This window comes from Pantoea sp. FN0307 (assembly GCF_050113815.1).
Classification (GTDB): domain Bacteria; phylum Pseudomonadota; class Gammaproteobacteria; order Enterobacterales; family Enterobacteriaceae; genus Mixta; species Mixta alhagi.
In genome coordinates, this window is the sequence record NZ_JBNJSO010000001.1 from 894,653 (window position 1) to 916,031 (window position 21,379).

Sequence of the window (21,379 nt, forward strand, 5' to 3'; positions counted from 1 at the left end):
TTAGATGAGATCAAATATAGACTCAATACTATCACCTTGAAATGTAATTCGGCCTGAGTCGGTCAACTCATAAAGTTTACCATTAATATCAAAAATAGCGCTATCAACCTTAGCAATTGTTCTCATGAAATTTTCAGAATAAAAAACATATAAGTCATCTGTTGAGCTTATTTTGGTTTTGGCTTGGGTTTGATTATTATAGAGAATGTTACTTAGCGTAGCGCTTTTTAACTTTCCTTTGTGTATTTTTTTGATATTTTCAATGGTATTCTTTAAATCCAATTTTAGTTGGCTAACATGACAATCTTCGGGAATAAGACCGCGAACAATATCTGAAGCATATTTCATATTCCTTGGAGGATTTAAAAATATTATTGAATTGTTAGAGTTATATCTAAGGATGAAAAGGAATTTATAATATGTTACTTCTTGAATTATGCTTAACTGTCCTTGTGGTGTTTCAATTTGTCTTTCTATTGTGTTTTTTTCAATATACTGAACTTTGCAATAATCAGAAAGATTATCTTGGATTAAAAATCCAAATCCGTCCTCATCATTATAACCTTGTGAGTTAATTTTGCTAAGAGATGAGTCTCTTAGCAGGTGTTCATCGGTATGGAACACTTTAACTTTTATCATTCCTCAGCCTCCGGTTCTTTGTTTATACTTTTGATTGGTGCTGATGTGAGTCGTGCTAACTCTTCAATAATCAAGTCGTTTGCATAAAATATTCTATCTTCTAATGATTTTATAATCAAATCAAACTCATGAGGTTCAATTTTTTCTTTATCATCCCCTGAATATGAGTGCTGTTTATGAAGTATTTTTATCTTAACCTCACGACAAAAATGCTTGTCCTCAAAACCTATTTCAAACGTAACAATTGGATTATTACTCAGTAAGGTTACTCGAGACTTCCATCTTATAAAGCTTCTGTAGAAGCCCTCATTACATAACTCCTCGATCTGCTTAGCATCAACTAAGGAATGCCCGTCATAAGATGCATTATTCAGTTTAAATACTCTGTTGTGTTCATCCTTTCTATTTTCCTCGCTTTTAGTAAGCATTGCTTGCGAGCTTTCATCTTCTTCGTCACACTCAGAATCTGTGTTAAAATCAGAAGAGTTGTTGTTTAATTCATCTGTTTCATCATCAAAAATAGTTTTAATCCTGCTTAATCTAACTTTTTCAAGGCCAAAGTAATTAAAACCGTCGGCTGAGAATCTATTGTCGAAATCATAGAGATGCTTAGCGAACATGTTTCTCAAATTTTGGTCTGAAATATGGGCTAGATCGATATGCTGTATGTTAATTGTATCTAAAACTTTGGCCTTATAGTAATTGAGAATGTCCTCTAAGATACTTTTTATTTTTTTTGTTTGAGTAAACCTTACAGATGTGAAATGCTTAGACTTAATAAAAATTATTTTTCCCCCATTCAATTTTTTTTGTTGAAATTTACCTCTTCTAAAGTCATATTCTGTATAGGTTATTTCGAGTATATATGTTCCCAAGCCACCACTGTGAGTGATACTCTCCTCTTTGAATTTATCTTTTCTTTCTGATTTGACATTTTCTACTACATCATAAAGGTTATTAACATCAAAACCTTCATAAATACGTAAAATAGAGTATATTTCATGATTCGTATTTGTAGCGAGACGGTCCTGTATTGACGTGACATGGGAATAAGAAAATGGGAGTTCAGACACTTTTTCAATCAAGGAATCTCTTTCAAGATTTGATGAAAACAAAATCCCTCTATTAAATGCGATTTCTCTTATGGAATTATCTGATAGCTTAACTTTATTTGACTGCAGAGCAGTATATATGTCGCTTTCAGTTGAAAATAGCGTTGCCTGATATTTATTCATTTAGATTCTCCGGAAAAATCACAAATCTTTTTTACATCTTTGCTGATAACTCTAAAAGGAAAAATGTTGGAGGTTGTAATATCAATTGATATGTTATGCAATTGCTCTCTTAATCTATTCAATTTATCAAGTGTAAATGAATAAAGATTAGAGTAAGTTATAATGGCGTCTCTCAAAAACATAGAAGAAGCTGAGCTAAACGGGGTGACAATGAATATTTTATCGAACTGGTTTAGTAATTGATAGTTGAATATATACTCAATTAAAAAAACAAACTGTTCCTCTTTAATTATTTCTTCTTTCCAATAAATATTTAATATTTTTTTAGTGGCTTTATTACCATTTTTATCGCGGAGAAAATCATGGCTGTAATGAAAAAAAAGCATTCCTGATGTAATCATTTCTAGGCTTGCAGGCAATAGCCTGTCTTTAGATGCTATTTTGTTATGTTTATCAGGATAAAAGAAACCACAAGTATTCCACTCAGGGATTTTTTCCCATAGAATTTCAGGCAACTGACCGTGATATTCCTCATAATTTCTTCTCTTTGCTATATCTTCAGTCACGCTTAATAAAAATCTGATAGTGATTGGATCTAAAATGAATATATAAGAATCGCTTGGGAATTTAAGTTCGGAATTAAGAATACTTGAAATCTTATTGAGTAATTCTTTATCATATTCATTATCATGGTTATATACAAAAAGCATTCCATGCACTTGAAATTTTTCCGTGATCTCATTTAAGAAAAACTTTTTCCAGGCAGGGTTTCTAACGCTACAATCTACCTGTTGGGCTAAGCTTTTTATTGTAGACTGTAACTTCCCATATTGAGAGTCTGTTATGGTTTTATTTGAATAAGACTTAAGATCTGTTTGAATGTATTGATATATGTCACTATATGGATCCTTATAGAAAAAAACGACATCCGTAGGGTGCGTTTTTTCTTTTTGATTATGTTTAAGATGTGAGTCTGTACAGCAAGGCCAATTAAGATCGGTATTTTGGTTCATTTCCCATTTCAGTTCCCTAAAAATTTTATTGGAAATTAATCCGGCAACCGCATCGATATTTTTAGTTTCAGCCATAAAAAAGTTCCCCTTTATCTATGATTTATCAAACTGATGCTATCATAAATAAATTCACACAAAATGAATAAAAAAACCAGCACTTTTCTTATTGATATATACTAATTAATTGTTTTTTATAAAAAATTTAACTACCGTGATTCCCATTCACTATGGAAAAACTAATCTTTTTTGTCAAAAGTTTGCTGGGTTTCATGGCAAGACATACAATAACTAATATCCGTTTCTAAATTTTAACGGGCGCTAATAGAAACGCTCAGTTGCGTTTTGCTGTCTATTCTTCGTTTCGCTTGTAATCACAGGCTTGCAGCATGTAGCCCAAAGCTGCCTGTATAGCCCAACTCAACGCTGCCTGTGTAGCCTGCTCATACATGTTACTACCCTCGCGCGCAATGCTATCCCCGCCACGCCTGCCCGCTTTATGCATCGTTTTTCATGCAGCTGCATGTTGCCGGCCAAAGCGCGCCAGTACTGGCGGGGCAGGGGCTTAGCGATCCTCTGTGGATCATGCGAATTCACGCAGCTGCATGCGTTTTATTGCAACCAAAAAAAGCCACCGGCGAAAGGTGGCTAAAAGGGAGGGAAGTAATACTTATTATTGTTTTGCAGGATAGAAAATCAGGTCTTCCAGGCTGGATGTATCAATCGTTCTTGCCATGTCACTGACCATTGAAAGAGCCATTTTCAATTCGTTTTCTTCACAGTGCGCTACCAATGACACATCGGCTATAAATTGAATACGTGCGACTGTCTCGCTAATTTTATCTATGTCCATCAGCCTGTTAGCTCCTTACCTGTAATGAGTACTGTATGTATAAACAGTATCATGATGAGCGCGGGTCGTAAAGAATCGTATGGCTCAGAGTATTCCGACTGGCGATTTCTTATACATTGAGGCTGTTGCGATGCTTCACAGCCAGCAAATTAAAGCGCTCAAGCGGTGAAGATTTAACGCTACGCTCGTAGCGCAGACGGCCTGTCGCATCGCTCCAGTAAGCACGGCTACCGATTCTGATCGCATGACCGGCCATCATTCGCGTAACTTCTCCCTCCGTAAGCCATACACGATTAACGTCGAATACTATTTCCTTAAGTTCTTCTCGTGCTTTGACGTGGTTACCTGGCGGTGATGCCATTCTGCGAACAGAAGATGGGGCATTTTCACGTAATCTGTTCAATAACCGGCGGCGTTCTGCCCGGCTGGGTGGAGTTGAGAAATCAATAACTGCTTCACCGTTGGCAGAATGAGGTTTTGGCTCCGTACAGTTATTGACAGAACTCCAAGGGGACGCAGACGCGTCCCTAAATTCAAAACCCAAATCAACGGCGCGCTTCGGCACGATCTTCCACTGCGCCAGACGTGTCAGGATTGGCGTATCTTCACCGACAGATGCGGCGTAAACGCCTTTAATACGTACTGTCTCCTCGCCATATTCATTCCATTCATTGCTGGCCTGATACCAGGTGCGCACGGCCAGCTCGTCACGGCGTACAAACGGGCCGCCCTGAGCGTTAACATAGGCAGCCCAGTCGCCGGCGTCAGCGGCATCATGTGCGGCGGCGAACTCCACGCTCAGGCCGTGCGCGGTTTCGCTGTCGGCCATGCGGCGCAGCTCGCGATAAACCGTCACCGGCGCACCGCCTACAAACTGGAATTGACGAATGTGCCAGCGGGCCGCCCAGGCAGAAACGGCGGCGGCGGTTTCTTTAAGTTCTTTACCGCTTTCATCATCCAGCTCACCGTCCAGCGCGTACCCGTCGATGTTTTTAGAAATGTATTTCGCGACGTACCCTGTCGCGCTGCCTTTCTCCGGATCGATCGCTTCAGCATGGAAGCGGGCTTTACGGGCCTTTTCCGTGGTCAGCTCGTCGGCGTCCTGCTGGTATGCGTAATCGCGTATTACCCGACGCACCTGATCCACATCTTCCGGGCGCATAAACATCAGCATGTGCCAGTGCGGCGTAGCATCATGATGCGGCTCAGCCACACGGATGCCAAAAATACGAATATCTTCACGATGAAGTTTGGCGCGGATCTTTTGCCACACGCTGCAGAGATAACGCTGTGTATCGGCCGGACTGGCGCCGTTCCATTTGCGGTTGCGATGTCCGGTTTTAATCGTTGCGTGATAGCGGGCCGGCGCGGTCAGCGTATAGAATTCGCCGACAAAGCCCATTTCGTTGCAGATATTTTCAAAGCCGCGAATACGGGTCATCAGCTCACAGCGGCGGATTGCCGGATTGGCAACGCTGCCGTCGTATTTTTCAATCAGGCTGATACGGTTTCCTTCCTCGTCTTCCAGCTCCATGCCCTTGAGAAACTCACGGGTGCGGCGCTTCTGTTCGCGCCACTCAATAACGGTCATTGAACTGGCATAAGGGGTGTGCTTTTTGCTGACGTTCGCCAGGGCGATCTGCAGATGTTCACGCCATGAGGCAGCAACACGGCGCAGACGTCCTTTCCACCACTTTTCGTTTTGCATACGCATGATGGCCGGTGCAACGTCTTCCGGACAAAACAGGCGGGAGGTAACTTTATCCCACAACGGCGGCGTCTGGCTCAACTCGCGGGTGATAGCCGCCGCGGTCATATAAATACGGTGAGTATATTTGTAATCTGATTCGCCACTGGCCTGACCGTGCGCCTGCGCCATTTCCGCTAGGATAAAATTGGCGATATCACTAGCCAACAGGTCAACATCGGCACGGGCCATATCAGGCAGCCGGTTAAAACGGCGCATCAGCTCCCATAGCGTGCCGGCAGCACTCGCCGCGCCTTTATGCTCCCCGGCATTGCCGGTTAGCAGGGCAAAGGTTCCTGTGTTCATATCGCCGAGACGGTATTGCGCGTTAACTTTTTCAACGCGTGGCAATGTGCGATCAACAAAGGTTTTTGCTAAGTACGCATTGGCACGGGCTGTACCGTAAGTTTTCTCCAGTTCACTGACGCGTCGCTTAACATCAAGCTGTACCAGCACGGGCTGTTTTTCCAGTAACTCCTGCGCGTGCAGCAGCGCCGCGATCAGCTGATCGCGGCGGCGGATTTCTTCATAGGTGGGGTATGGACTGGCGATGGCCTCCCGTGGCGCGTTCCACGGGTAGGCGTATTCCTGATGCATCAGAGGCCGCCGTGATAATGGCGGCTTTTAAGTTCAGCCACTTCCTGACATGCAACACAACGGGTAACACCCGTTATGGCCTGGCGTCGTGCTACCGGGATTTCTGTGTCACAGTCATCACAAAAAAACGCACTGACCTGTATCGGTCGACGGATAACAGCTGCGATATTGCGCGCCAGCATTTCTTCAGTGCGCTGCTGTACCAAATCCATAGTGTCAGCCATTAGTGCAGCTCCCGTGATTCGTTGTCGTAACGCTCGGCTTCGCGGCGGATCAGCTCAGCGGCTTCAACACCATTCAGTCCCTGTTGGTTGATATGCGCAGCCAGTTCAGCCAGGCGTTCAGAAACAACCTGCGCGCGGCCTTTACGCTCATCCATACGTGCGTTGTTTAAAAACGCCGTTATGTTTTCCACATCTTCGTTATATTTATAGGTTTCAATATTTCGCATTTATCTATCTCCAGATTTCAGGCAAAAGAATGCCCGGCGGGTTTACGCCATTAATTTCGAATGGGTTATTTATTCAGCTAAAAAGCTGTCTGCTATAGAAAACTGACGTGGCAGGATTCGGCCCCAGCGCGCCATTTTGTTCATTGCTACGATGATAAGTTCGCGGCGGCTTTCGTCGAAATATTCAAACGGTTTGCCGACTTCATCTACCTTGAATGAGCCAGGCGTATCACGGTTCGCCAGGGTCATTACACAAAACTTGAATTCTTCGTTCTGACGGTTGAAATAGTTCAGCGCCGGATTGCTGTTGTTTTTTAGTAACTGTCGCCACGTTTTCCGAAACTCGTCAAATGTCATTCTTTCGACTTTATCCACGCGCGCATGCACCAGACGAATTTCGGTAAAAGGTGCCGTTGCGTGTTTTTGTGGTACAGCGAGGGCTGCATTACTCACAGAAACCTCCGATAAAAACTTTCATGCGTTCGATAACGTTTTGAGGCCGGGTTGTCAGTTCATTCAGTAGTTGCTGTTGACCGTGACATGGATGCCAGCGTTTACCGTTCTTACCTGTAATCCAGCCATGCCCGTGCGCTGGCAATTGGCTCTGACGCTTCAAAAGTGGTGCGACTGAAAAGGCCATAGTTACCTCAGCTCAGACCGATAGAAGCGCCGAGACCGCTTACAGCATCGAGCGTAGAAGCCATCGTCGGGTTAGTATGGATACGAGCATGAACGGCCATTGCCGCCAGTGTCAGGCAGCGAATACCTGAATTAACGCTATCGACGAAAGCATTTTTGCGTGACTGGGTCATACGCTCGGTTGATACCGCGCCAGCGGCAACCTGACCAACAGCAGCTGTTGCATTCATCACATAAGACGTCAGCTTTTCCGCTGCCAGTTCGTTCACTGGTACAGAAGGTAAACAATGAAGCTGTGCCAGCAGGCCATCAACAAGTGTTGAGTCTTCAGTAATATCGGTAAGCTGCAATACCTCAGCTAACGTTAACTGGTGCGGCTGATCGGGATTCAGCTTGTTACGCAATACCTGTGGCTTCATCTCAACTTTGCCAGCCAGCTGGCTCAGGTTGTGGTTCTGTGCAAACTGCCGACAGGCGTTATCGAGGTGAGGGTGTTTAGAGACCTGATAATCAAACATGATTCGAATCCTAGAAACTTGCAAAATCAAGTTAGCGTTTGATGTAGCGACAGTTGATAGCGTGCTGCAGATTTTTTTCACGCCATGCAGCGACGTTTACCAGCGCATTGCCGTGCTTTTCCATTACGTCAGTACGCGTCTGGCCGGTCTTTTTGCATTCCACGGTGCGTTTAACGGTACTGGTTGGAGTAGGGGCGAGAAGCACGACGCCATTAGCAATCCATTTCTCTAACACGGACTTGCTAATGCCGTTGGCTGCGGCGAAATCTTCTTTGGACATGGTGGCGGAGGTATTGAGTGCCAGTGCCTTTTCAACAGCAGTGTTGACCGCTGCACTAAGCGCAGGCATTAACGCAGCAGCAAGGTTAGCGATCAACTCTGGTGACTGGAGTAAGTCAAAAGCATTTCCACTGTTTGCATTTTCAGTATGCATAACGCAGTATCTCCTTTGGTTCGTTTTGTTCTATGGTGTTTCATGTGGTGTGAGGACACTTTAGATCGTAAAAGCGATTTGGTAAATGATTATTTGTCATTTTATGGTGTTCCTATGAATTCAGGGAAGGGCGGTAGCGTCGAAATTCTAGAGAGACTGATGTCTTCTTACGGCGTAAATACCCAGAAAGACCTTGCAGCAGCGCTTAACATCCCAGCCAATAACATAAGTGGTTGGACGCAGCGTGATAGCGTACCTGGTAATGCCATCATTAAATGCGCATTAGATACAGGTGCTGACTTACAGTGGCTAGTCACTGGTGAGCTTGCAAAAACAAGTTTAGATAGCGTACCTGACACCCCTAAAGGGGAAGCTCTCTATGCCGAGATTACCTCAAACGGCGGCAAGCCAGTTCTGCGCCGCATAATGGACGCTTACGGCTTCACTCTGCAAAAACAGCTCTGCGAGCTGCTGGGTATTTCATCTGGTACGGTCAGCACCTGGGTGCGCAGAAATTACTTTCCTGGGGATGTGGTGGTGACTTGCGCGCTCGATACCGGTGTGCCTTTGCAGTGGCTGGCTATGGGGAAGGGGACGCAGCCGGGTGAAAGTGCCAAAGAAAATACTGCCACAGCGATTCCGCGTAAAAATCTGATGTCAGGTGTATTGCAAGAAGCAGGTAGTTGGGCAGGAGATTTAAGCTTCGTCCCGCATGATCTTGTTGAACCAATCTTTATTTCAAGCAACTCAGGAGCATGGATTATTGATGCGAGTGTTTCCAGCATTAGTAATGGACGCTGGTTGCTTGGCGTGGATGATAAGTATGACATTTATGATGTTGCGATGTTGCCGGGGCGGAAAATTAGCGTTTCTAATAAATTTTCTAACTTTATTTGTGGTATTGAAGAGGTCAGTGCAGCTGGTAATGTTGTGCTAACTATGGAATATAATTTCTAAAAGAAAAATGATATGGAAAAATCTTAATCTCGCTCATATTAATTGATGATAATTTCAAGGCGATGCAATTCAATTAACCGATGTCATTTCAACTACATTTCAAACTGGTACGTATATGAACTATTTCTGGATTACACAAAAACCAAAATCTCAGCAAGAAGAGTTAGCAGATGGTTATATCAAGTCTCGGCCATTAGATAAATATAATTATTTTAGAGAGTCAGTTAAAGATATCAAAAAAGGGGATGTGCTATTTTTCTGCTCCAGAGGGGTTATTAATCATATAGGATTCGCAGATAGTTCAGTCATATATGAATCTGATGAAAAAGGCGACATGTGGAGGGTGAAGTTTAATCATTTTACTTTAGGAAGACATATATCAATTTTAGAACACAAAAAATACTTAATCGATAATAAAAAGGTTAAATACTCCCCGATAACTAATGAAGGCAAGTCTCAAGAGGGTTACTGTTCTGAGATTCCAGATTACGTAGCCAATTTTCTGTTGTCTAGAGCTGGTGTCTATCTATCTAATGGGAAAGTAATTGAGTTGGAAAAAGGTTCTAATAACAGAATAAAAGACATCCATGAGTTACTTGGTAAGCTGAAAAGAAATGATGTTATTGATGTTATAAATAACTATAAAGCATTGAAGAAATCACTTTATAATTACCAACAATCATCAACTTATGACCTAAAATATAGTCTTAATTTTTTTGCTCCCAAAGTGATTTTTGGTTTTTCTGCAGCTAAAGTATTAGGTAGACCTTTATTTTCTGATGAGTTTTCTGGCGGTAATGGGACGCCCTGCTTTGACATTTTGAAGGGGTTGGGTTTTGAAATTGTTGAGAAAACTTCTTATGATTCAAATGTTATAGAAAAAGAAATAAATGAAATCGATGAGGATGTTTCCGCTATTGAGCAAGATCAAGATCTTACTATAACTGAACGTCAGCAATTGGTTGATGCGAGAATTGGTCAAGGGAAGTTTAGAAAAGATGTCATTTCACTGCATAAAAAATGTATTGTTACTGGAATCGATCTCAAGGTTTTATTAAGGGCAAGCCATATTAAACCTTGGAAATACTCTACTAATCAGGAAAGATTAGATCCTGCAAATGGTCTACTATTATCCTCTAGTATTGACGTACTTTTTGATAGAGGTTTAATAAGCTTTGAAGATAATGGCCGCATTATTGTTTCGGAGCAATTACAAGGCAGCGATGTTTTGGAAAAGTTAGGGATTGATATTAAAAGAAGGTTCCCCATTAGTCCTAAAAATTGCTCCTACCTTAGATGGCATAGGGAAAAATATTTTTCATGAGACTTATTTGATTTTTTCTTTCAAAAAATTATAAGTAATTGTGGCGATGTAGTCAAAATGTCGCCACAACACACCCTAACTGATTGATTATATTGAATGTGATTAGTATTCGGTCTTTTTTCATCCAATATTCAAAAACATTAACTTATGTAAAAATCAATGACTCACTCAGCATCCTGTTCTACTCTATATCCCCCCTCTGTTGACCCGTTATAGTCAGTTTGTGGACGCGGTTTTTATTCTTTGCAGCGGGTTTAAATAAATGGCGTCTTCCAGATGGCCTGGCGTGAAATGCGCATAACGCATAGTGACTCTGATATCTGAGTGGCCGGGAATACGCTGAAGCACCCGAATATTACCGCCGCCCATCATAAAGTGGCTGGCGAAAGTATAGGATAATACGTGGCTCATCATCAAATACCACGGTGGTGCCCGAGACAAGCCCCGCTGGTCATCGGATGGGAGATAAGATGAAAAAAATTATTATGGCGGTAACGACCTTATTGCTGACAGTTAGTTGTTCCGCTGTGCAGGCTGAGTCACTTCAGGCTGATGTGAAAGCTTTTCAGGATAATGCTGAAGAGTGTCAGCATTTTGCAGGTGAATGGGATAGTTCTTTGCCCAAAAGCCGACAAAAGGAAATTGAAGCAGGCGCAGATAAATATTGCACGGTGGCTCGCCGGCAGCAAGAACAGCTTAAGAAAAAATATCCAGGTAACAAGCAAGTAGAAGAACTCCTTGCTGAGTATGATCTCTGAGTAATTTTACTTGGCAGCATGTAAAAGCGCCGCACATGTATGACGGCATCAGATAAAGTATGATGCCGCTTACTAAATCCCATTTAAATCTTATCTGAACTACTTAATCCTCTTCATTTTTCTACTTGCCTGTTGTTACTTCATATCCTATATCGGACAACAGCACCTCAAAATCCAGCGTGGTGGTGTACACGTTGCCGCTCAGGCTGTGCGTTACCTTACTGATGTGCCAGGGCTGCGCATCGATCACGGATTTAAAGCCGCTCACCCTGACCGGCGTCTCCGGGAAAAGGTCAGCCCGGCCCATCGCCAGCGTCAGCGAAAACTCCGCGACGCCGCGCTGCAGTTTTTCCCACTTCGCTTTTGCCGCGCGCATGGCAGCCGCCTTCGTGAGGTAAACTGTGGTCAGCGCAAAGATATTATCTTCACTGCCCGCCAGGTATTCCCCCTCACGGGCCTCCGGCTCCTTTGTGGCCGTAGTTTTCTTTTTCTTTGCAGCGGGATGCTCCAGCGCACGCAGGTGCTGCTCTTTGGGCTTGCGCTGCAGCTTGAACTTTTCAGCTTCGGGTCTCTGGTGTGCAGCCTGCTGGACGTCACGCCGGTATAGGTACCACGATCGGCAATGCTGAAGCTGTGCCGGTCGCCGTCCTGGCGCGTCAGGGGCAGCTGCGGGATCGGTTTACCGCTGACGGTCACGCCCGCGCCGGGGCGGATAAACAGCAGGCGCCCCGCCTTGATGGCCGCCACCGTGCCATGCAGCGAAGCAAGCCGTGTCAGAAATTTAGCGCCCGTCTCCTGCGTCTGGTCGATATGGCGCACCGCAATACCCGTGAATTCAGCCGCAACGGCAGGCGTCAGCTTGTTACATTCCGCAGACGGGTTTGGCCTGGCCTGCAGCTCGGCGGCCAGCGTGCTTTTTTACCCGCCTTGCCGATGGCCGACAGGACGTTAGTCAGCAGCTCCGGTTCATTGAGCGGGAAGGCGGTGGCATCGGCATCTTCTGCAGTGCAGACCATGCCGACAATGGCCCTGGAGACGGTGGAAATGGTGCGCGTGCCGTCGTTGATCTCGACGACGCGGACACCATGATGATAATCAGACATCTGATGCACTCCATGTTATGGGTGCGTTCAGAGTGGCAGCTCAGGGCAGGGGGCGCATCCTGTTACGGTTCGCTGGTCGCTGACCAGGCAGATGAGATGGATGCAATCAATCCGGTAAATTTTATCGCCAGGCTAAATCTGGACAGCGGAATACAGCAGCGGCAGGATGAATTTCTTTGCAAAAACAGGAATGATTTTAGAAAACAGTTCAGTGATGCGATCGATATACTGACTATTGCCTCTATGCTGGTCAGCCTCCTTGTTATTCCTGTAAGCAGTAAACTGGGTGCTGGCATGGCGACAAGAGGGACAAGTCCACTTTCGCTGGCAAGCAGAACGTTGATCCGGCAGAGATTCAAGAAGGGAAGAAGGACTATCACCTGGGCAAAAATGCTCAGGGGAGAATGGGCCTACCCCACAAGTGTTGGAACTTGTATTGGCCGCTGGTTGCCCTGGATAGGGGCGGTTCTGACCGCGTATGATTTGGCAATGATAACCCGGAATGTCATACACCGTTACAGGCTGATCGTAGGATAGGAAAATTCAAAATGGATAAAGCAGAACGCGTGCGGGCGCTTCTAAAAAAGCATTTCTGGGATATGCCTGATGAGGCATCTTTAAGCACTGGTAAAAAAACGGTGTTACCGGAGGACGCGCTTGATTTTTTTGAGGATTACGTAGAACAGTGTCAGGTTGATATGACGGGCTTTAATTTCCGCTGCTATTTTCCTAATGCCGGGATCCGTTTTCTTCCTAATGCAATATTACCGGCCTGTTTAAAAAATGACCATCATCAGCCGGAGCTGCTAACGGTCAGTATGTTGATAGCTTCTGCTGAAGCAGGATATTGGCTGTATGCTGGCAAATAAGCTGCTCAATTTCTCAGGCCAGGTGGGTATGGTTTGTTTCTGACGTTGCTTCAGCGCAGAATTTAAACGCGAATCCGCTCAACTGGTTCTTGACCAGAACTACACGGTGGCAGATGCAGCCAGTGCTATGGATGTGGGTCTTTCAACCATGACTCGATGGGTAAAGCAGTTGTGTGATGAACGTCAGGGTAAAACGCCAAAAGCCTCCCCCATAACCCCGGAACAAATCGAAATACGCGAGCTGAAGAAAAAGCTACAACGTGTTGAAATGGAAAACGACATACTAAAAAAGGCTACGCCAGTTTTAGTTGACCACTACACATCCCGACATAATGACCAGTTACAACTGACCGTTCAGACCGATTGCCGGGCATACCTTCAGGCCCGTATGACGCTTCTTGCATCGCGTCTGGAAGAAGTTAACGCGATGGCTCTTGCCGGTGATTTGCCCGATGTTGATATCTCAGATAAAGGCGTAAAAATCACTCCGCTGGAGAACAGTGTTCCTTCGGGTGCTTCCCCCTTTGCCGATTTGGTTTATGGCATGCTTCCTCATCCGAAAATTACGGAGAGACTGGAAGAAGTGGACAACTGGACGGGGTTTACGCGTCACTTCTCACACCTCAAAAATAATAACGTCAGACCAAAAGACGGAAGACTGTTGCTGACCACTATTCTGGCCGACGGCATCAATCTGGGGCTGACAAAAATGGCGGAGCCCTGCCCGGGGGCAACAAAATCGTCACTCGAAGGTATTCAGGCATGGTACATCTGGGATGAAACCTATTCAGCGGCACTGGCCGAGCTGGTCAACGCTCAGAAAGCGCGACCTCTGGCTGCATTCTGGGGCGACGGTACAACATCGTCGTCAGATGGGCAAAACTTTCGGGTAGGCAGTCACGGGCGTTATGCGGGTCAGGTCAACCTTGGGTATGGTCACGAGCCGGGCGTGCATATTTATACGCATATCACAGACCAATATAGCCCGTTCTACGCCAAAGTGATCAGCCGGGTGCGCGACTCAACCCATGTGCTTGATGGTCTGCTGTATGATGAAAGCGATCTGGAAATTACCGAGCATTACACCGATACCGCAGGTTTCACTGAACATGTTTTCGCTTTGATGCATCTGCTGGGATTCGCTTTTGCGCCGAGGATCCGGGATCTTCATGACAAGCGGCTGTTTATTCATGGAAAGGCCGAGCGCTATCCGGGGCTTCAGTCCGTCATATCAACAACCAGCCTGAATATCAAAGACATTGAGGCGCACTGGGATGAGGTATTACGCCTGGCAACCTCGATTAAACAAGGGACTGTCACCACATCGCTGATGATTAAAAAGTTAGCCAGTTACCCAAAACAGAATGGACTTGCCAAAGCGCTGAGAGAGATTGGCCGCATCGAGCGGACACTGTTTATGCTGGACTGGTTTCGTGATTCCGGTCTGCGCCGACGCGTACAGGCAGGGCTGAATAAGGGGGAGGCCCGTAATGCCCTTGCGCGAGCGGTGTTTATGCACCGGCTGGGTGAAATCAGGGATCGTGGGCTGGAGAATCAGAGCTACCGCGCCAGTGGACTGACGTTACTGACTGCGGCAATCACATTATGGAACACGGTATATATAGAAAGAGCCATTGAGTCACTGAAACGAAAAGGTATTCCGATTAATGATCAACTGGTATCTCATCTTTCTCACCTGGGCTGGGAACATATCAATCTGAGTGGCGATTACGTCTGGCGTAATAATATTAAGTTAGGGTCCGGAAAATACCGCGCATTACGCACAGTCGATACCGCATTGTACAAAAAACAGTCTTGGCATGGGATGATTTCCCTTTTCCAGGCGGACCCCTATTAGTGTTTCGATGCAAGAGCGTCACAAAAAAGCCTGGCACAAACTCCCGCCAGTTCCTCAACGTCCTGGTCACGCTCGGCAATGCGGGACATCTGGTCGAGTATTCCCAGAACCAGTCTTGCCTGATAACGGACGGAGATATCGCCACGCAGAATACCTGCCTGCTGCTCCCGCTCCATGTTCAGAGCAATCCATTCGAGCATCTGTACCTTTGTAGCCTCACCACTGAAAGTCTGAAAAAAACTCATCTCTGTTAAATCACGGTCTCTGCACAGTACGGTCAGAAAGCGCATAAAGCTCTGACGTAAATCTTCATACAGAAGATCCGGGTTAAGTCCGGGAGAAATCAGGCACTGACGGGTTGCTTCGCGCAGTTCACTGCGAAACTCGCTGACCAGCGTTTCAAAAAGCGCTTCCTTACTGTCATGGTACAGATAAAAAGCCGGCTGGCTTACGCCTGCTTCAGCCACGATGTCGCTGATTTTTGTTTCGTGAAAACCTTTCCGCGCAAAGACCTTTATAGCCGCTTTGCGGAGTTTCGCCTGTGTATGAGCGGCGCGCTCAGCCCTTTTCGACATATTAACCATCATTTTTCCTCTGCTGCTGGAAGATAACAAAATTGTTGCGTCCTGTCAGCTTAATGGTTACTTTTAAGTAAGTTATTAGCCAGTAACCTAAGAAGGTAGATCATGACTGTTCCCGTAATTGCTATTTTTCGCGTAAAGCCCGGCACCGAAACCACGGTTGAAAAACTGTTTCGTTCGGTTATTGATACCACGCTTGCTGAAGAAGGTTGCATCAGTTACCAGCTCAATCTTGATACGAAGGATGCGGGTCGTTTTATCTGGACGGAAGAGTGGCAAAGTCAGGCATTGCTCGATCGCCATCTGAATGCGCCGCATATTCAGGCTCTGTTTTCTGAGCTTCCACAATATATTGAGTCGTCAGAAATTATCGCGCTGAAACCGCTGGCCGGGGGCGCAGCATGAAGCTCTATGTTTACGATCATTGCCCCTTCTGCACGCGGGCACGTATGGCGTTCGCCCTGAATAATGAGCCTGTGACGCTTTCCATCATTATGGAGGAAGATGCGGATACGCCTGTTCGTCTGGTAGGCAAAAAGGTGGTACCTATTCTGGAAAAAGAGGACGGGTCGCATATGACAGAAAGTCTGGATATTGTGCGTTATATTGACGGAACCGGCACAACGGCGTTTTCGGGTCAGGTCACGCCCGAAACAGAGGCATGGATAAATGATGCTTGGCCTGTTGCCCTTAAGCTGTTCATTCCGCGTTTCACACAGGGTGATTTTCCCGAGCTGTCCACGCCGGAATCCCGTGAGGCTTATCGTCAGCGCGAAGAAAAAGCCTTTGGTGACCTGGCCGCTTTAACAGTCCGCACGTCTGCTCTCATTGATGAAATGCTGCCTAAACTGCATGCTCTGGTACCGCTGTTACAGCTTCGTCAGCAACCTGATATCAACGATATCGTTCTGTGGCCACTGCTGCGCTGCTTGTCCATCGTAAAAGCACTTTCTTTTCCCCCCGCTGTTCGGGACTACGCTGTCAGGCTGGAATCCCGGACGGGGATTCCTTTGCTGTTTAACCAGGCGTTATAGAAGGAAAATGAAATGCCAGAACAGACGCGTTCCGCACGTTTCATACTGGCTGAAATCGCCAGGCGGCTGCCGGAATATTCAGACAGCATGCTGGCTGACGAGTATCTCACTGACAGACCTGAAGCGAGCTGCCGTGTTTTTCGTGCCTATCATGGCGTAAAGCCGCACTTTCACCAGCAATGCGATGAGTACCTTTATGTGCTTTCCGGACGGGGCACATTCTGGATGGAAGATCCCAGTGATGAGGCTGAATTTGCTCCCGGTCACCTACTGTTTTTCGAGCGTAACGTTGTACACGCGCTGCCAACTCTACTGGAAGAACCAGTTATTTTCCTGTCGTTAGATAGCCCGCGTCGTAGCCCTGAAGATATTACGTTCGTTGATCCTGGTGATGGCAATGCAGGAACGTTCATGGCCAGAAATAATAAGCCAGCTTAGATATCGAGACGTGTTGCAATGCTGGAAACAGAATGACCGCGATCAACAACCTGTTTGACTGCTTCAATTTTAAACTCTTCGGGAGAACGCTTACCGCTCATGGGCACCTCTCTTCAAGTCATTTTAAATGACTCTGAGGTGTCTGTTAAACCTGTGGCGATTACAGAATGGCCTGGCCTCGCTTTGTAGGCCTCCCACGACATCATAAAATGTTCTGGCAATGAAGAGGGCAGATTCTCATTCATCTCGTGCACTCTGTGTTACAGGCTCCTTGCTTCGCTGGGGATTTTACATCTGTATACAATAGATACAGAGACGTTCATTCATGGTTATAAATCCTGTGCTATAGATCACATCTCCTTTACAGAAAACCGGGAAACGGTTATGGCTTTGGCATTGAAAAAGGATTTACTTGTAGGAGCGGTACTGGTTGAGGTACTGCGTCAACATCCGGAAATTGAGTTACCAGGTAACTTCGTAGATGCGGTTATAGAAATGAGTACTGCTTTATGCGAAAAGTTTCCGCGCGATGATGATTCTACTGCATCAGGTAATTAAAAAGCGCCTTGGTAACGAGAACAGATAACGGCAAAATCCTGTAAGGCTCGCTTTGACGGGCCTTTTCTGCATCCACGCCACGTCTGTTTCAACTGTGGTTACGCGTAGCAAATGAGCAAACTGGCATGAGGTGCAATGTATGGCGCTTGCGGTGGGTGCGTCTGATGCATAGCATTTATTATCTTATAGTTTTTCTTTTCAATGATATGAAAAAGGTCTCAAGCTTAACGCCTGTGAAAACAGCTACAACATCATGCATTAAGCTAATATCGCTCACGTGATTATTTCATTTCTACAATATAAATTTTTAGCGCTGGCTTTTTGTTAAGCATACCCTATGCTTAAAATATAAACAAAAAAGGAGCCGCCAGTAAACTCATCTGAAGTATAAAAATATTTATAAAATCAAAGAAAAACAAAATGTTTTTTACCCGGGACGCGGTGGTTGTGCCAGCCTTTTAACATCCTTTCAGCCTGACCGGGCAAAATATTAATTACAATAAAAACGGGGAATAAAAAATGAAAATTGCCTGCCTTGCCTGGGGTTCGCTTATTTGGAAGCCGGAAAATTTACCTTTAGCTTTTGACTGGAACCCGGACGGTCCTGTTATGCCAATTGAGTTTTCCCGTGTAGGGGATCAGGGCGAACTGGCTACTGCCATCTGCATGAATGCTCCACCTATACAGGTTTACTGGGCTTTGCTGGATACCAATACCCTCCAGCATGCTGTCTCCTCCCTGCGCGAACGAGAAAAAATCCCTGACTCTCGTGAGGATGGCGTAGGAAAATTTTTACTGAAAAGCATGCCAACCGGGGTTCTGGCTAACTGGGCCGTAGCGCAAAAGCTGGATGCGGTAATATGGACGGCTCTGCCGCCAAGATTTTCTGGTCTTGAAGGCCGTATCCCTTGCGCTGAAGATATCCTGGAATATCTCGGCTTACTTGAGGGAGAAAAGCTTCAGCATGCTCAAAACTATCTGAAAAAAGTTCCAGCTAGCATCAATACGCCTTATCGTAAGCTTGTCCGTGAGCAGCTGGGATGGGATTGTTAAGCAGGGAGCAAGAGAGTTAAGTCAGTGAAATTATAAAATATCAGACGAAAAAATAACCCTCCATTAAGGGAAATCCATTATCTCTGGAGGGGATGCAAGGCACCTGTCGTTACAGAAGCATTATTAAATAATTAGAATCTTATATTTTGATCTAAAGCAATTTTGTCATAAACCTGACAGAACAAATCAATAAGCCAGATAGTTAGCTGTTTCTTTACAAACCGCTTTTAATAATCCTTGTTAGCGTGGCGATAATCACGGAAGTAAACAGCGAGAGCGGCAGGAAAGAGGCAAGTGGTTTCTGGTTTTTAGCAGCGCTCAAAGCAATGCTCTGAACGCTGCGAATTTTAAATTCGTTAATCGATTGGGGCAGGTTGTAGCAGGTCGATAACATCATCGATCTCATTACTGGCGGCATGTCTGTCAAGGGCAACGGCATAGTACTTTCCTTTACAGTAATGCTTTTTTACCACAACCCGGTGGCCAGCAGCGTTGTCCCCCTGACCCGCTGATGGAGAGGACAATGTGGTCGGAACAACCAGTTCGTCTTCAAGTTTTTCCGCTTCAATAATTCGGTTATAACCGTCACTGGAAAGCAACAGATGTTGAATACGCATACCCCTTCCTCTTGCTGATAGATTTGTACGAGTCTTGAAGAAATTGTAGCGCAACGCTTATCAAATGCCGGAATAGCCTGATTAAAGGGTTGTTTGGGGCAAGCATTTAGCGTAGCAACAGACGTATAAGACGCCTCTTGCTATCGATGCGACGTGGTGAATTACATCCTTATTTTTCGTCGCGTACCGACTGACTGTCTGCTTATTACCTGCCTGCGGCTATAAATCCAATGACAAAATGTTCAGGAGGAAACATTGTGGAGGTTGCGGTCACTTTGCAAATAACCGCGAAAAAGCTTCAGAGGCAGGTAAAAAAGGTGGGGAACATAGCCACGGCGGTGGACGAAAGGATACCCGTGTTCTTTTAACTGCCAGCCCCAACGGTACAGGTTGGGGCTATAACTTTTCAGGCCGGTGCGTCCTGAGCGAAAAATCCGTTTACACGCTGAAGCCGTAGGGGAGAATTCCCTGAAACAGAGATTGCGTATAGATGGCAGCCTGATTTACGCTATAGAAATATGTAATAGTTATCAATGCGTTAACCTATAGTGCAACGCCTGCATTCTCCAGCACCTTAATAATTTTAAGGGCACCGGTATAATTAATATGATCGCCATCAAGGAAATCAATGCGATCAAAATCCTGATGCGCGGAAAGATCGTGCAGAACAAAACCATCACCACACAGGCTGTCCAAAAACGTCCGGTTTTCCTGCAACATTCCCTGATGCATATGTTCACGGTAGGCAGCAGGAAAAGGCGGGATGACGTAGTGAACGGTTATGCCACTTTTTTTAGTTTGTTCCGCTATCTCCAGCAGTAAGCGCATGTTCGCTTGCTGGCTAAGCTTATATTTATAATTTTTACTGTGTAATTTTGCTCGTGCTGCGCTGCTGACTGGAGCCTCGCTTTCATCCAGAAAAGCGGCATCTTCTTTTCTCTGCTCCCAAAAATCATGGCATTTTGCCAGGGTTTCAGCACAGTCCAGTTTTTGATGAATATTGTTGAGAGCGGGAACATTCATTTGGAAAGGAATGATTTCCGCAGCCCATTCGCAAGCCGTGCGATCAACAAACGGCTGTCTAGTTTTATGGTGAGGGATAATATTGTTTAACTGATTGTAATGACTAAGAATATTTACAACACGGATATTCTCTTCCGCTCTGGTTTTGGCCAGTTCATAAAAGAGATCAAACATACCAAACATGATAACGATCTCTTTAACATTCCCTCTCACAGTGTAATGCGCAATCATCGCCTGAGCCTGTTTCATATCCATACTGTGCATTGCCAGATTAACAGCGGAACGAAGGTTTTTTTGAGGGAATGCATGATAGCAATAAGAGTTGCCAACAATTAAGGTCGCCGGATCTTTATTGATTAAACGAAGATGCTTTTCCTGCAGATAAGCAATGAAAGTATCTTCATTATATGAAAAGGGAGCCGCCTTGTTGAACATCACTTCCTGAAAGTCCGCAATGAGCAGGGCCGCATTAACTTCAGGGAGCGTGAGGATATTAGCCGCATCATGATCGTAGATGATGATTGGCCGCTGGCTTTCAGTAAGCTGCTGGTGAAATGCTGCCGCAGAAACCGGTTCGGTTAAGGTGCATTTGATAAAGTAAAAATTCCCCAGCGCGCTTTTATCCAGATATTGATAAAAATATCCGGCATGTTCTTCATTACCAAAGAAAAATATGTCTAATTTTTGGTGATGAAAAATATTTAACCAGTAATGCCAAAGCGCTTCTTTCAGGCAACCTATTTCAGTCTGCGCCAGCCCGCTTTCCAGCACGGCTGCCACGCTATTCAGCAGATTGATGGTAGGTTCATTATCCATGATAAAGGCGGGATGGTCAGACAGGCATTTCACCAGTTGATTAACCGCTTGCTCTGCATTACTTTCAATGTTTTTAGATAAGCTCTTAATTTCTTTAAGAAAAACCAGTTCCTGTGCCAACGTTCAATCCCCCTTTAATCGTTTTGCTCAGTGTAACGAGCCTGACGATTATCTATGGGAAAATAACGGGGGTAATTAATGCGCTTTTATCAGCATTACTTATGTTTGGGTAATGATCCGGGTAAAAGATATTGCGATGGCAGACCCG

24 protein-coding genes and 7 pseudogenes are annotated in these 21,379 nt (G+C 45.2%); 13 read left to right on the forward strand and 18 right to left on the reverse strand.

Annotated features, from left to right (window positions below):
- From ACQE3Z_RS04160 to ACQE3Z_RS04210, 11 genes are all read right to left on the reverse strand, one after another.
- The gene (locus ACQE3Z_RS04160) at nt 1-639 is read right to left on the reverse strand and encodes a hypothetical protein (protein WP_426972318.1); all 639 of its coding nucleotides are present in this window, start codon (nt 637-639) and stop codon (nt 1-3) included.
- A complete protein-coding gene (locus ACQE3Z_RS04165) occupies nt 636-1,874 on the reverse strand; it encodes a hypothetical protein (RefSeq protein WP_426972320.1) in 1,239 nt (412 codons plus the stop codon). The genes ACQE3Z_RS04160 and ACQE3Z_RS04165 overlap by 4 nt, the downstream gene beginning before the upstream one ends.
- Complete coding sequence (locus ACQE3Z_RS04170) at nt 1,871-2,962, reverse strand: hypothetical protein (protein ID WP_426972321.1); 1,092 nt, start codon at nt 2,960-2,962, stop codon at nt 1,871-1,873. The genes ACQE3Z_RS04165 and ACQE3Z_RS04170 overlap by 4 nt, the downstream gene beginning before the upstream one ends.
- Nucleotides 2,963-3,557: 595 nt before the next feature.
- Complete coding sequence (locus tag ACQE3Z_RS04175) at nt 3,558-3,737, reverse strand: hypothetical protein (RefSeq protein ID WP_084970531.1); 180 nt, start codon at nt 3,735-3,737, stop codon at nt 3,558-3,560.
- 109 nt (nt 3,738-3,846) lie between these two features.
- Nucleotides 3,847-6,081, reverse strand: a complete 2,235-nt coding sequence (locus ACQE3Z_RS04180; protein WP_426972323.1) for a replication endonuclease — start codon at nt 6,079-6,081, stop codon at nt 3,847-3,849.
- Complete coding sequence (locus ACQE3Z_RS04185) at nt 6,081-6,305, reverse strand: TraR/DksA family transcriptional regulator (protein WP_426972325.1); 225 nt, start codon at nt 6,303-6,305, stop codon at nt 6,081-6,083. The genes ACQE3Z_RS04180 and ACQE3Z_RS04185 overlap by 1 nt, the downstream gene beginning before the upstream one ends.
- Nucleotides 6,305-6,532, reverse strand: a complete 228-nt coding sequence (locus ACQE3Z_RS04190; protein ID WP_426972327.1) for a DUF2732 family protein — start codon at nt 6,530-6,532, stop codon at nt 6,305-6,307. The genes ACQE3Z_RS04185 and ACQE3Z_RS04190 overlap by 1 nt, the downstream gene beginning before the upstream one ends.
- A gap of 69 nt (nt 6,533-6,601) precedes the next feature.
- Nucleotides 6,602-6,928, reverse strand: a complete 327-nt coding sequence (locus ACQE3Z_RS04195; RefSeq protein ID WP_426973055.1) for a hypothetical protein — start codon at nt 6,926-6,928, stop codon at nt 6,602-6,604.
- Nucleotides 6,929-6,977: 49 nt separating this feature from the next.
- On the reverse strand, nt 6,978-7,172 hold the full coding sequence (locus ACQE3Z_RS04200; protein ID WP_426972329.1) for a phage filamentation protein Fil family protein: 195 nt from the start codon (nt 7,170-7,172) through the stop codon (nt 6,978-6,980).
- A 7-nt stretch (nt 7,173-7,179) separates the two neighbouring features.
- A complete protein-coding gene (locus ACQE3Z_RS04205) occupies nt 7,180-7,689 on the reverse strand; it encodes a phage regulatory CII family protein (RefSeq protein ID WP_426972330.1) in 510 nt (169 codons plus the stop codon).
- A 31-nt stretch (nt 7,690-7,720) separates the two neighbouring features.
- On the reverse strand, nt 7,721-8,122 hold the full coding sequence (locus tag ACQE3Z_RS04210) for a hypothetical protein (protein ID WP_426972332.1): 402 nt from the start codon (nt 8,120-8,122) through the stop codon (nt 7,721-7,723).
- A gap of 114 nt (nt 8,123-8,236) precedes the next feature.
- On the opposite strand from ACQE3Z_RS04210, the gene ACQE3Z_RS04215 reads away from it, so the two are divergent.
- A complete protein-coding gene (locus tag ACQE3Z_RS04215; RefSeq protein WP_426973057.1) occupies nt 8,237-9,079 on the forward strand; it encodes a phage repressor protein CI in 843 nt (280 codons plus the stop codon).
- Nucleotides 9,080-9,194: 115 nt separating this feature from the next.
- Nucleotides 9,195-10,403 (forward strand): HNH endonuclease, encoded by a 1,209-nt coding sequence (locus ACQE3Z_RS04220; protein ID WP_426972333.1) that lies wholly within the window; start codon nt 9,195-9,197, stop codon nt 10,401-10,403.
- Nucleotides 10,404-10,619: 216 nt separating this feature from the next.
- On the opposite strand, the pseudogene ACQE3Z_RS04225 reads toward ACQE3Z_RS04220, so the two are convergent.
- Nucleotides 10,620-10,814: pseudogene (locus tag ACQE3Z_RS04225) on the reverse strand (tyrosine-type recombinase/integrase); the annotation flags it as partial.
- A 59-nt stretch (nt 10,815-10,873) separates the two neighbouring features.
- Here ACQE3Z_RS04225 and ACQE3Z_RS04230 point away from each other — a divergent pair.
- Nucleotides 10,874-11,161: a hypothetical protein gene (locus tag ACQE3Z_RS04230; RefSeq protein WP_426972335.1), complete on the forward strand. Its 288-nt coding sequence runs from the start codon at nt 10,874-10,876 to the stop codon at nt 11,159-11,161.
- Nucleotides 11,162-11,282: 121 nt separating this feature from the next.
- On the opposite strand, the pseudogene ACQE3Z_RS04235 reads toward ACQE3Z_RS04230, so the two are convergent.
- Both ACQE3Z_RS04235 and ACQE3Z_RS04240 read right to left on the reverse strand, forming a co-directional pair.
- A pseudogene (locus ACQE3Z_RS04235) lies at nt 11,283-12,034 on the reverse strand (contractile injection system protein, VgrG/Pvc8 family); the annotation flags it as partial.
- Between the two features lie 41 nt (nt 12,035-12,075).
- A pseudogene (locus ACQE3Z_RS04240) lies at nt 12,076-12,264 on the reverse strand (phage tail protein); the annotation flags it as partial.
- Nucleotides 12,265-12,360: 96 nt separating this feature from the next.
- On the opposite strand from ACQE3Z_RS04240, the gene ACQE3Z_RS04245 reads away from it, so the two are divergent.
- The 4 genes and pseudogenes from ACQE3Z_RS04245 to ACQE3Z_RS04260 all read left to right on the forward strand — a co-directional run.
- Nucleotides 12,361-12,801 (forward strand): STM2901 family protein, encoded by a 441-nt coding sequence (locus tag ACQE3Z_RS04245; RefSeq protein ID WP_426972337.1) that lies wholly within the window; start codon nt 12,361-12,363, stop codon nt 12,799-12,801.
- Nucleotides 12,802-12,812: 11 nt separating this feature from the next.
- On the forward strand, nt 12,813-13,133 hold the full coding sequence (locus tag ACQE3Z_RS04250; RefSeq protein WP_426972339.1) for a DUF1493 family protein: 321 nt from the start codon (nt 12,813-12,815) through the stop codon (nt 13,131-13,133).
- A 43-nt stretch (nt 13,134-13,176) separates the two neighbouring features.
- Nucleotides 13,177-13,425: pseudogene (locus tag ACQE3Z_RS04255) on the forward strand (transposase); the annotation flags it as partial.
- A gap of 33 nt (nt 13,426-13,458) precedes the next feature.
- Nucleotides 13,459-14,991: pseudogene (locus ACQE3Z_RS04260) on the forward strand (Tn3 family transposase); the annotation flags it as partial.
- On the opposite strand, the gene ACQE3Z_RS04265 reads toward ACQE3Z_RS04260, so the two are convergent.
- A complete protein-coding gene (locus ACQE3Z_RS04265; protein WP_426972341.1) occupies nt 14,988-15,578 on the reverse strand; it encodes a TetR/AcrR family transcriptional regulator in 591 nt (196 codons plus the stop codon). The pseudogene ACQE3Z_RS04260 and the gene ACQE3Z_RS04265 sit on opposite strands and share 4 nt — an antisense overlap.
- A gap of 99 nt (nt 15,579-15,677) precedes the next feature.
- Between ACQE3Z_RS04265 and ACQE3Z_RS04270 the strand changes: the two genes are divergently transcribed.
- From ACQE3Z_RS04270 to ACQE3Z_RS04280, 3 genes are read left to right on the forward strand one after another with little or no spacing between them, the layout of a single operon-like run.
- Nucleotides 15,678-15,977, forward strand: coding sequence for a putative quinol monooxygenase (locus ACQE3Z_RS04270; protein ID WP_426972342.1), 300 nt, complete (start codon nt 15,678-15,680; stop codon nt 15,975-15,977).
- Nucleotides 15,974-16,606, forward strand: coding sequence for a glutaredoxin 2 (gene grxB / locus ACQE3Z_RS04275; RefSeq protein WP_426972344.1), 633 nt, complete (start codon nt 15,974-15,976; stop codon nt 16,604-16,606). The genes ACQE3Z_RS04270 and grxB overlap by 4 nt, the downstream gene beginning before the upstream one ends.
- A 12-nt stretch (nt 16,607-16,618) precedes the next feature.
- Nucleotides 16,619-17,044, forward strand: a complete 426-nt coding sequence (locus ACQE3Z_RS04280) for a cupin domain-containing protein (RefSeq protein ID WP_426972346.1) — start codon at nt 16,619-16,621, stop codon at nt 17,042-17,044.
- Here the strand turns inward: ACQE3Z_RS04280 and ACQE3Z_RS04285 are convergent.
- A pseudogene (locus tag ACQE3Z_RS04285) lies at nt 17,044-17,145 on the reverse strand (transposase); the annotation flags it as partial. The gene ACQE3Z_RS04280 and the pseudogene ACQE3Z_RS04285 overlap by 1 nt on opposite strands.
- A 283-nt stretch (nt 17,146-17,428) precedes the next feature.
- Between ACQE3Z_RS04285 and ACQE3Z_RS04290 the strand changes: the two are divergent.
- On the forward strand, nt 17,429-17,602 hold the full coding sequence (locus tag ACQE3Z_RS04290) for a hypothetical protein (RefSeq protein WP_250650125.1): 174 nt from the start codon (nt 17,429-17,431) through the stop codon (nt 17,600-17,602).
- Between the two features lie 519 nt (nt 17,603-18,121).
- The gene (locus ACQE3Z_RS04295; protein WP_426972348.1) at nt 18,122-18,655 is read left to right on the forward strand and encodes a hypothetical protein; all 534 of its coding nucleotides are present in this window, start codon (nt 18,122-18,124) and stop codon (nt 18,653-18,655) included.
- Nucleotides 18,656-19,011: 356 nt separating this feature from the next.
- Here the strand turns inward: ACQE3Z_RS04295 and ACQE3Z_RS04300 are convergent, their stop codons facing one another.
- Nucleotides 19,012-19,272 carry a hypothetical protein gene (locus ACQE3Z_RS04300; protein ID WP_085071486.1) on the reverse strand — a complete coding sequence of 87 codons (261 nt, stop codon included), beginning with the start codon at nt 19,270-19,272 and terminating at the stop codon, nt 19,012-19,014.
- Nucleotides 19,273-19,522: 250 nt separating this feature from the next.
- Here ACQE3Z_RS04300 and ACQE3Z_RS04305 point away from each other — a divergent pair.
- Nucleotides 19,523-19,621 (forward strand): annotated as a pseudogene (locus ACQE3Z_RS04305) (general stress protein); the annotation flags it as partial.
- 194 nt (nt 19,622-19,815) lie between these two features.
- On the opposite strand, the gene ACQE3Z_RS04310 reads toward ACQE3Z_RS04305, so the two are convergent.
- Nucleotides 19,816-21,231, reverse strand: coding sequence for a hypothetical protein (locus tag ACQE3Z_RS04310; protein WP_426972349.1), 1,416 nt, complete (start codon nt 21,229-21,231; stop codon nt 19,816-19,818).
- Between the last annotated feature and the right edge of the window lie 148 nt (nt 21,232-21,379).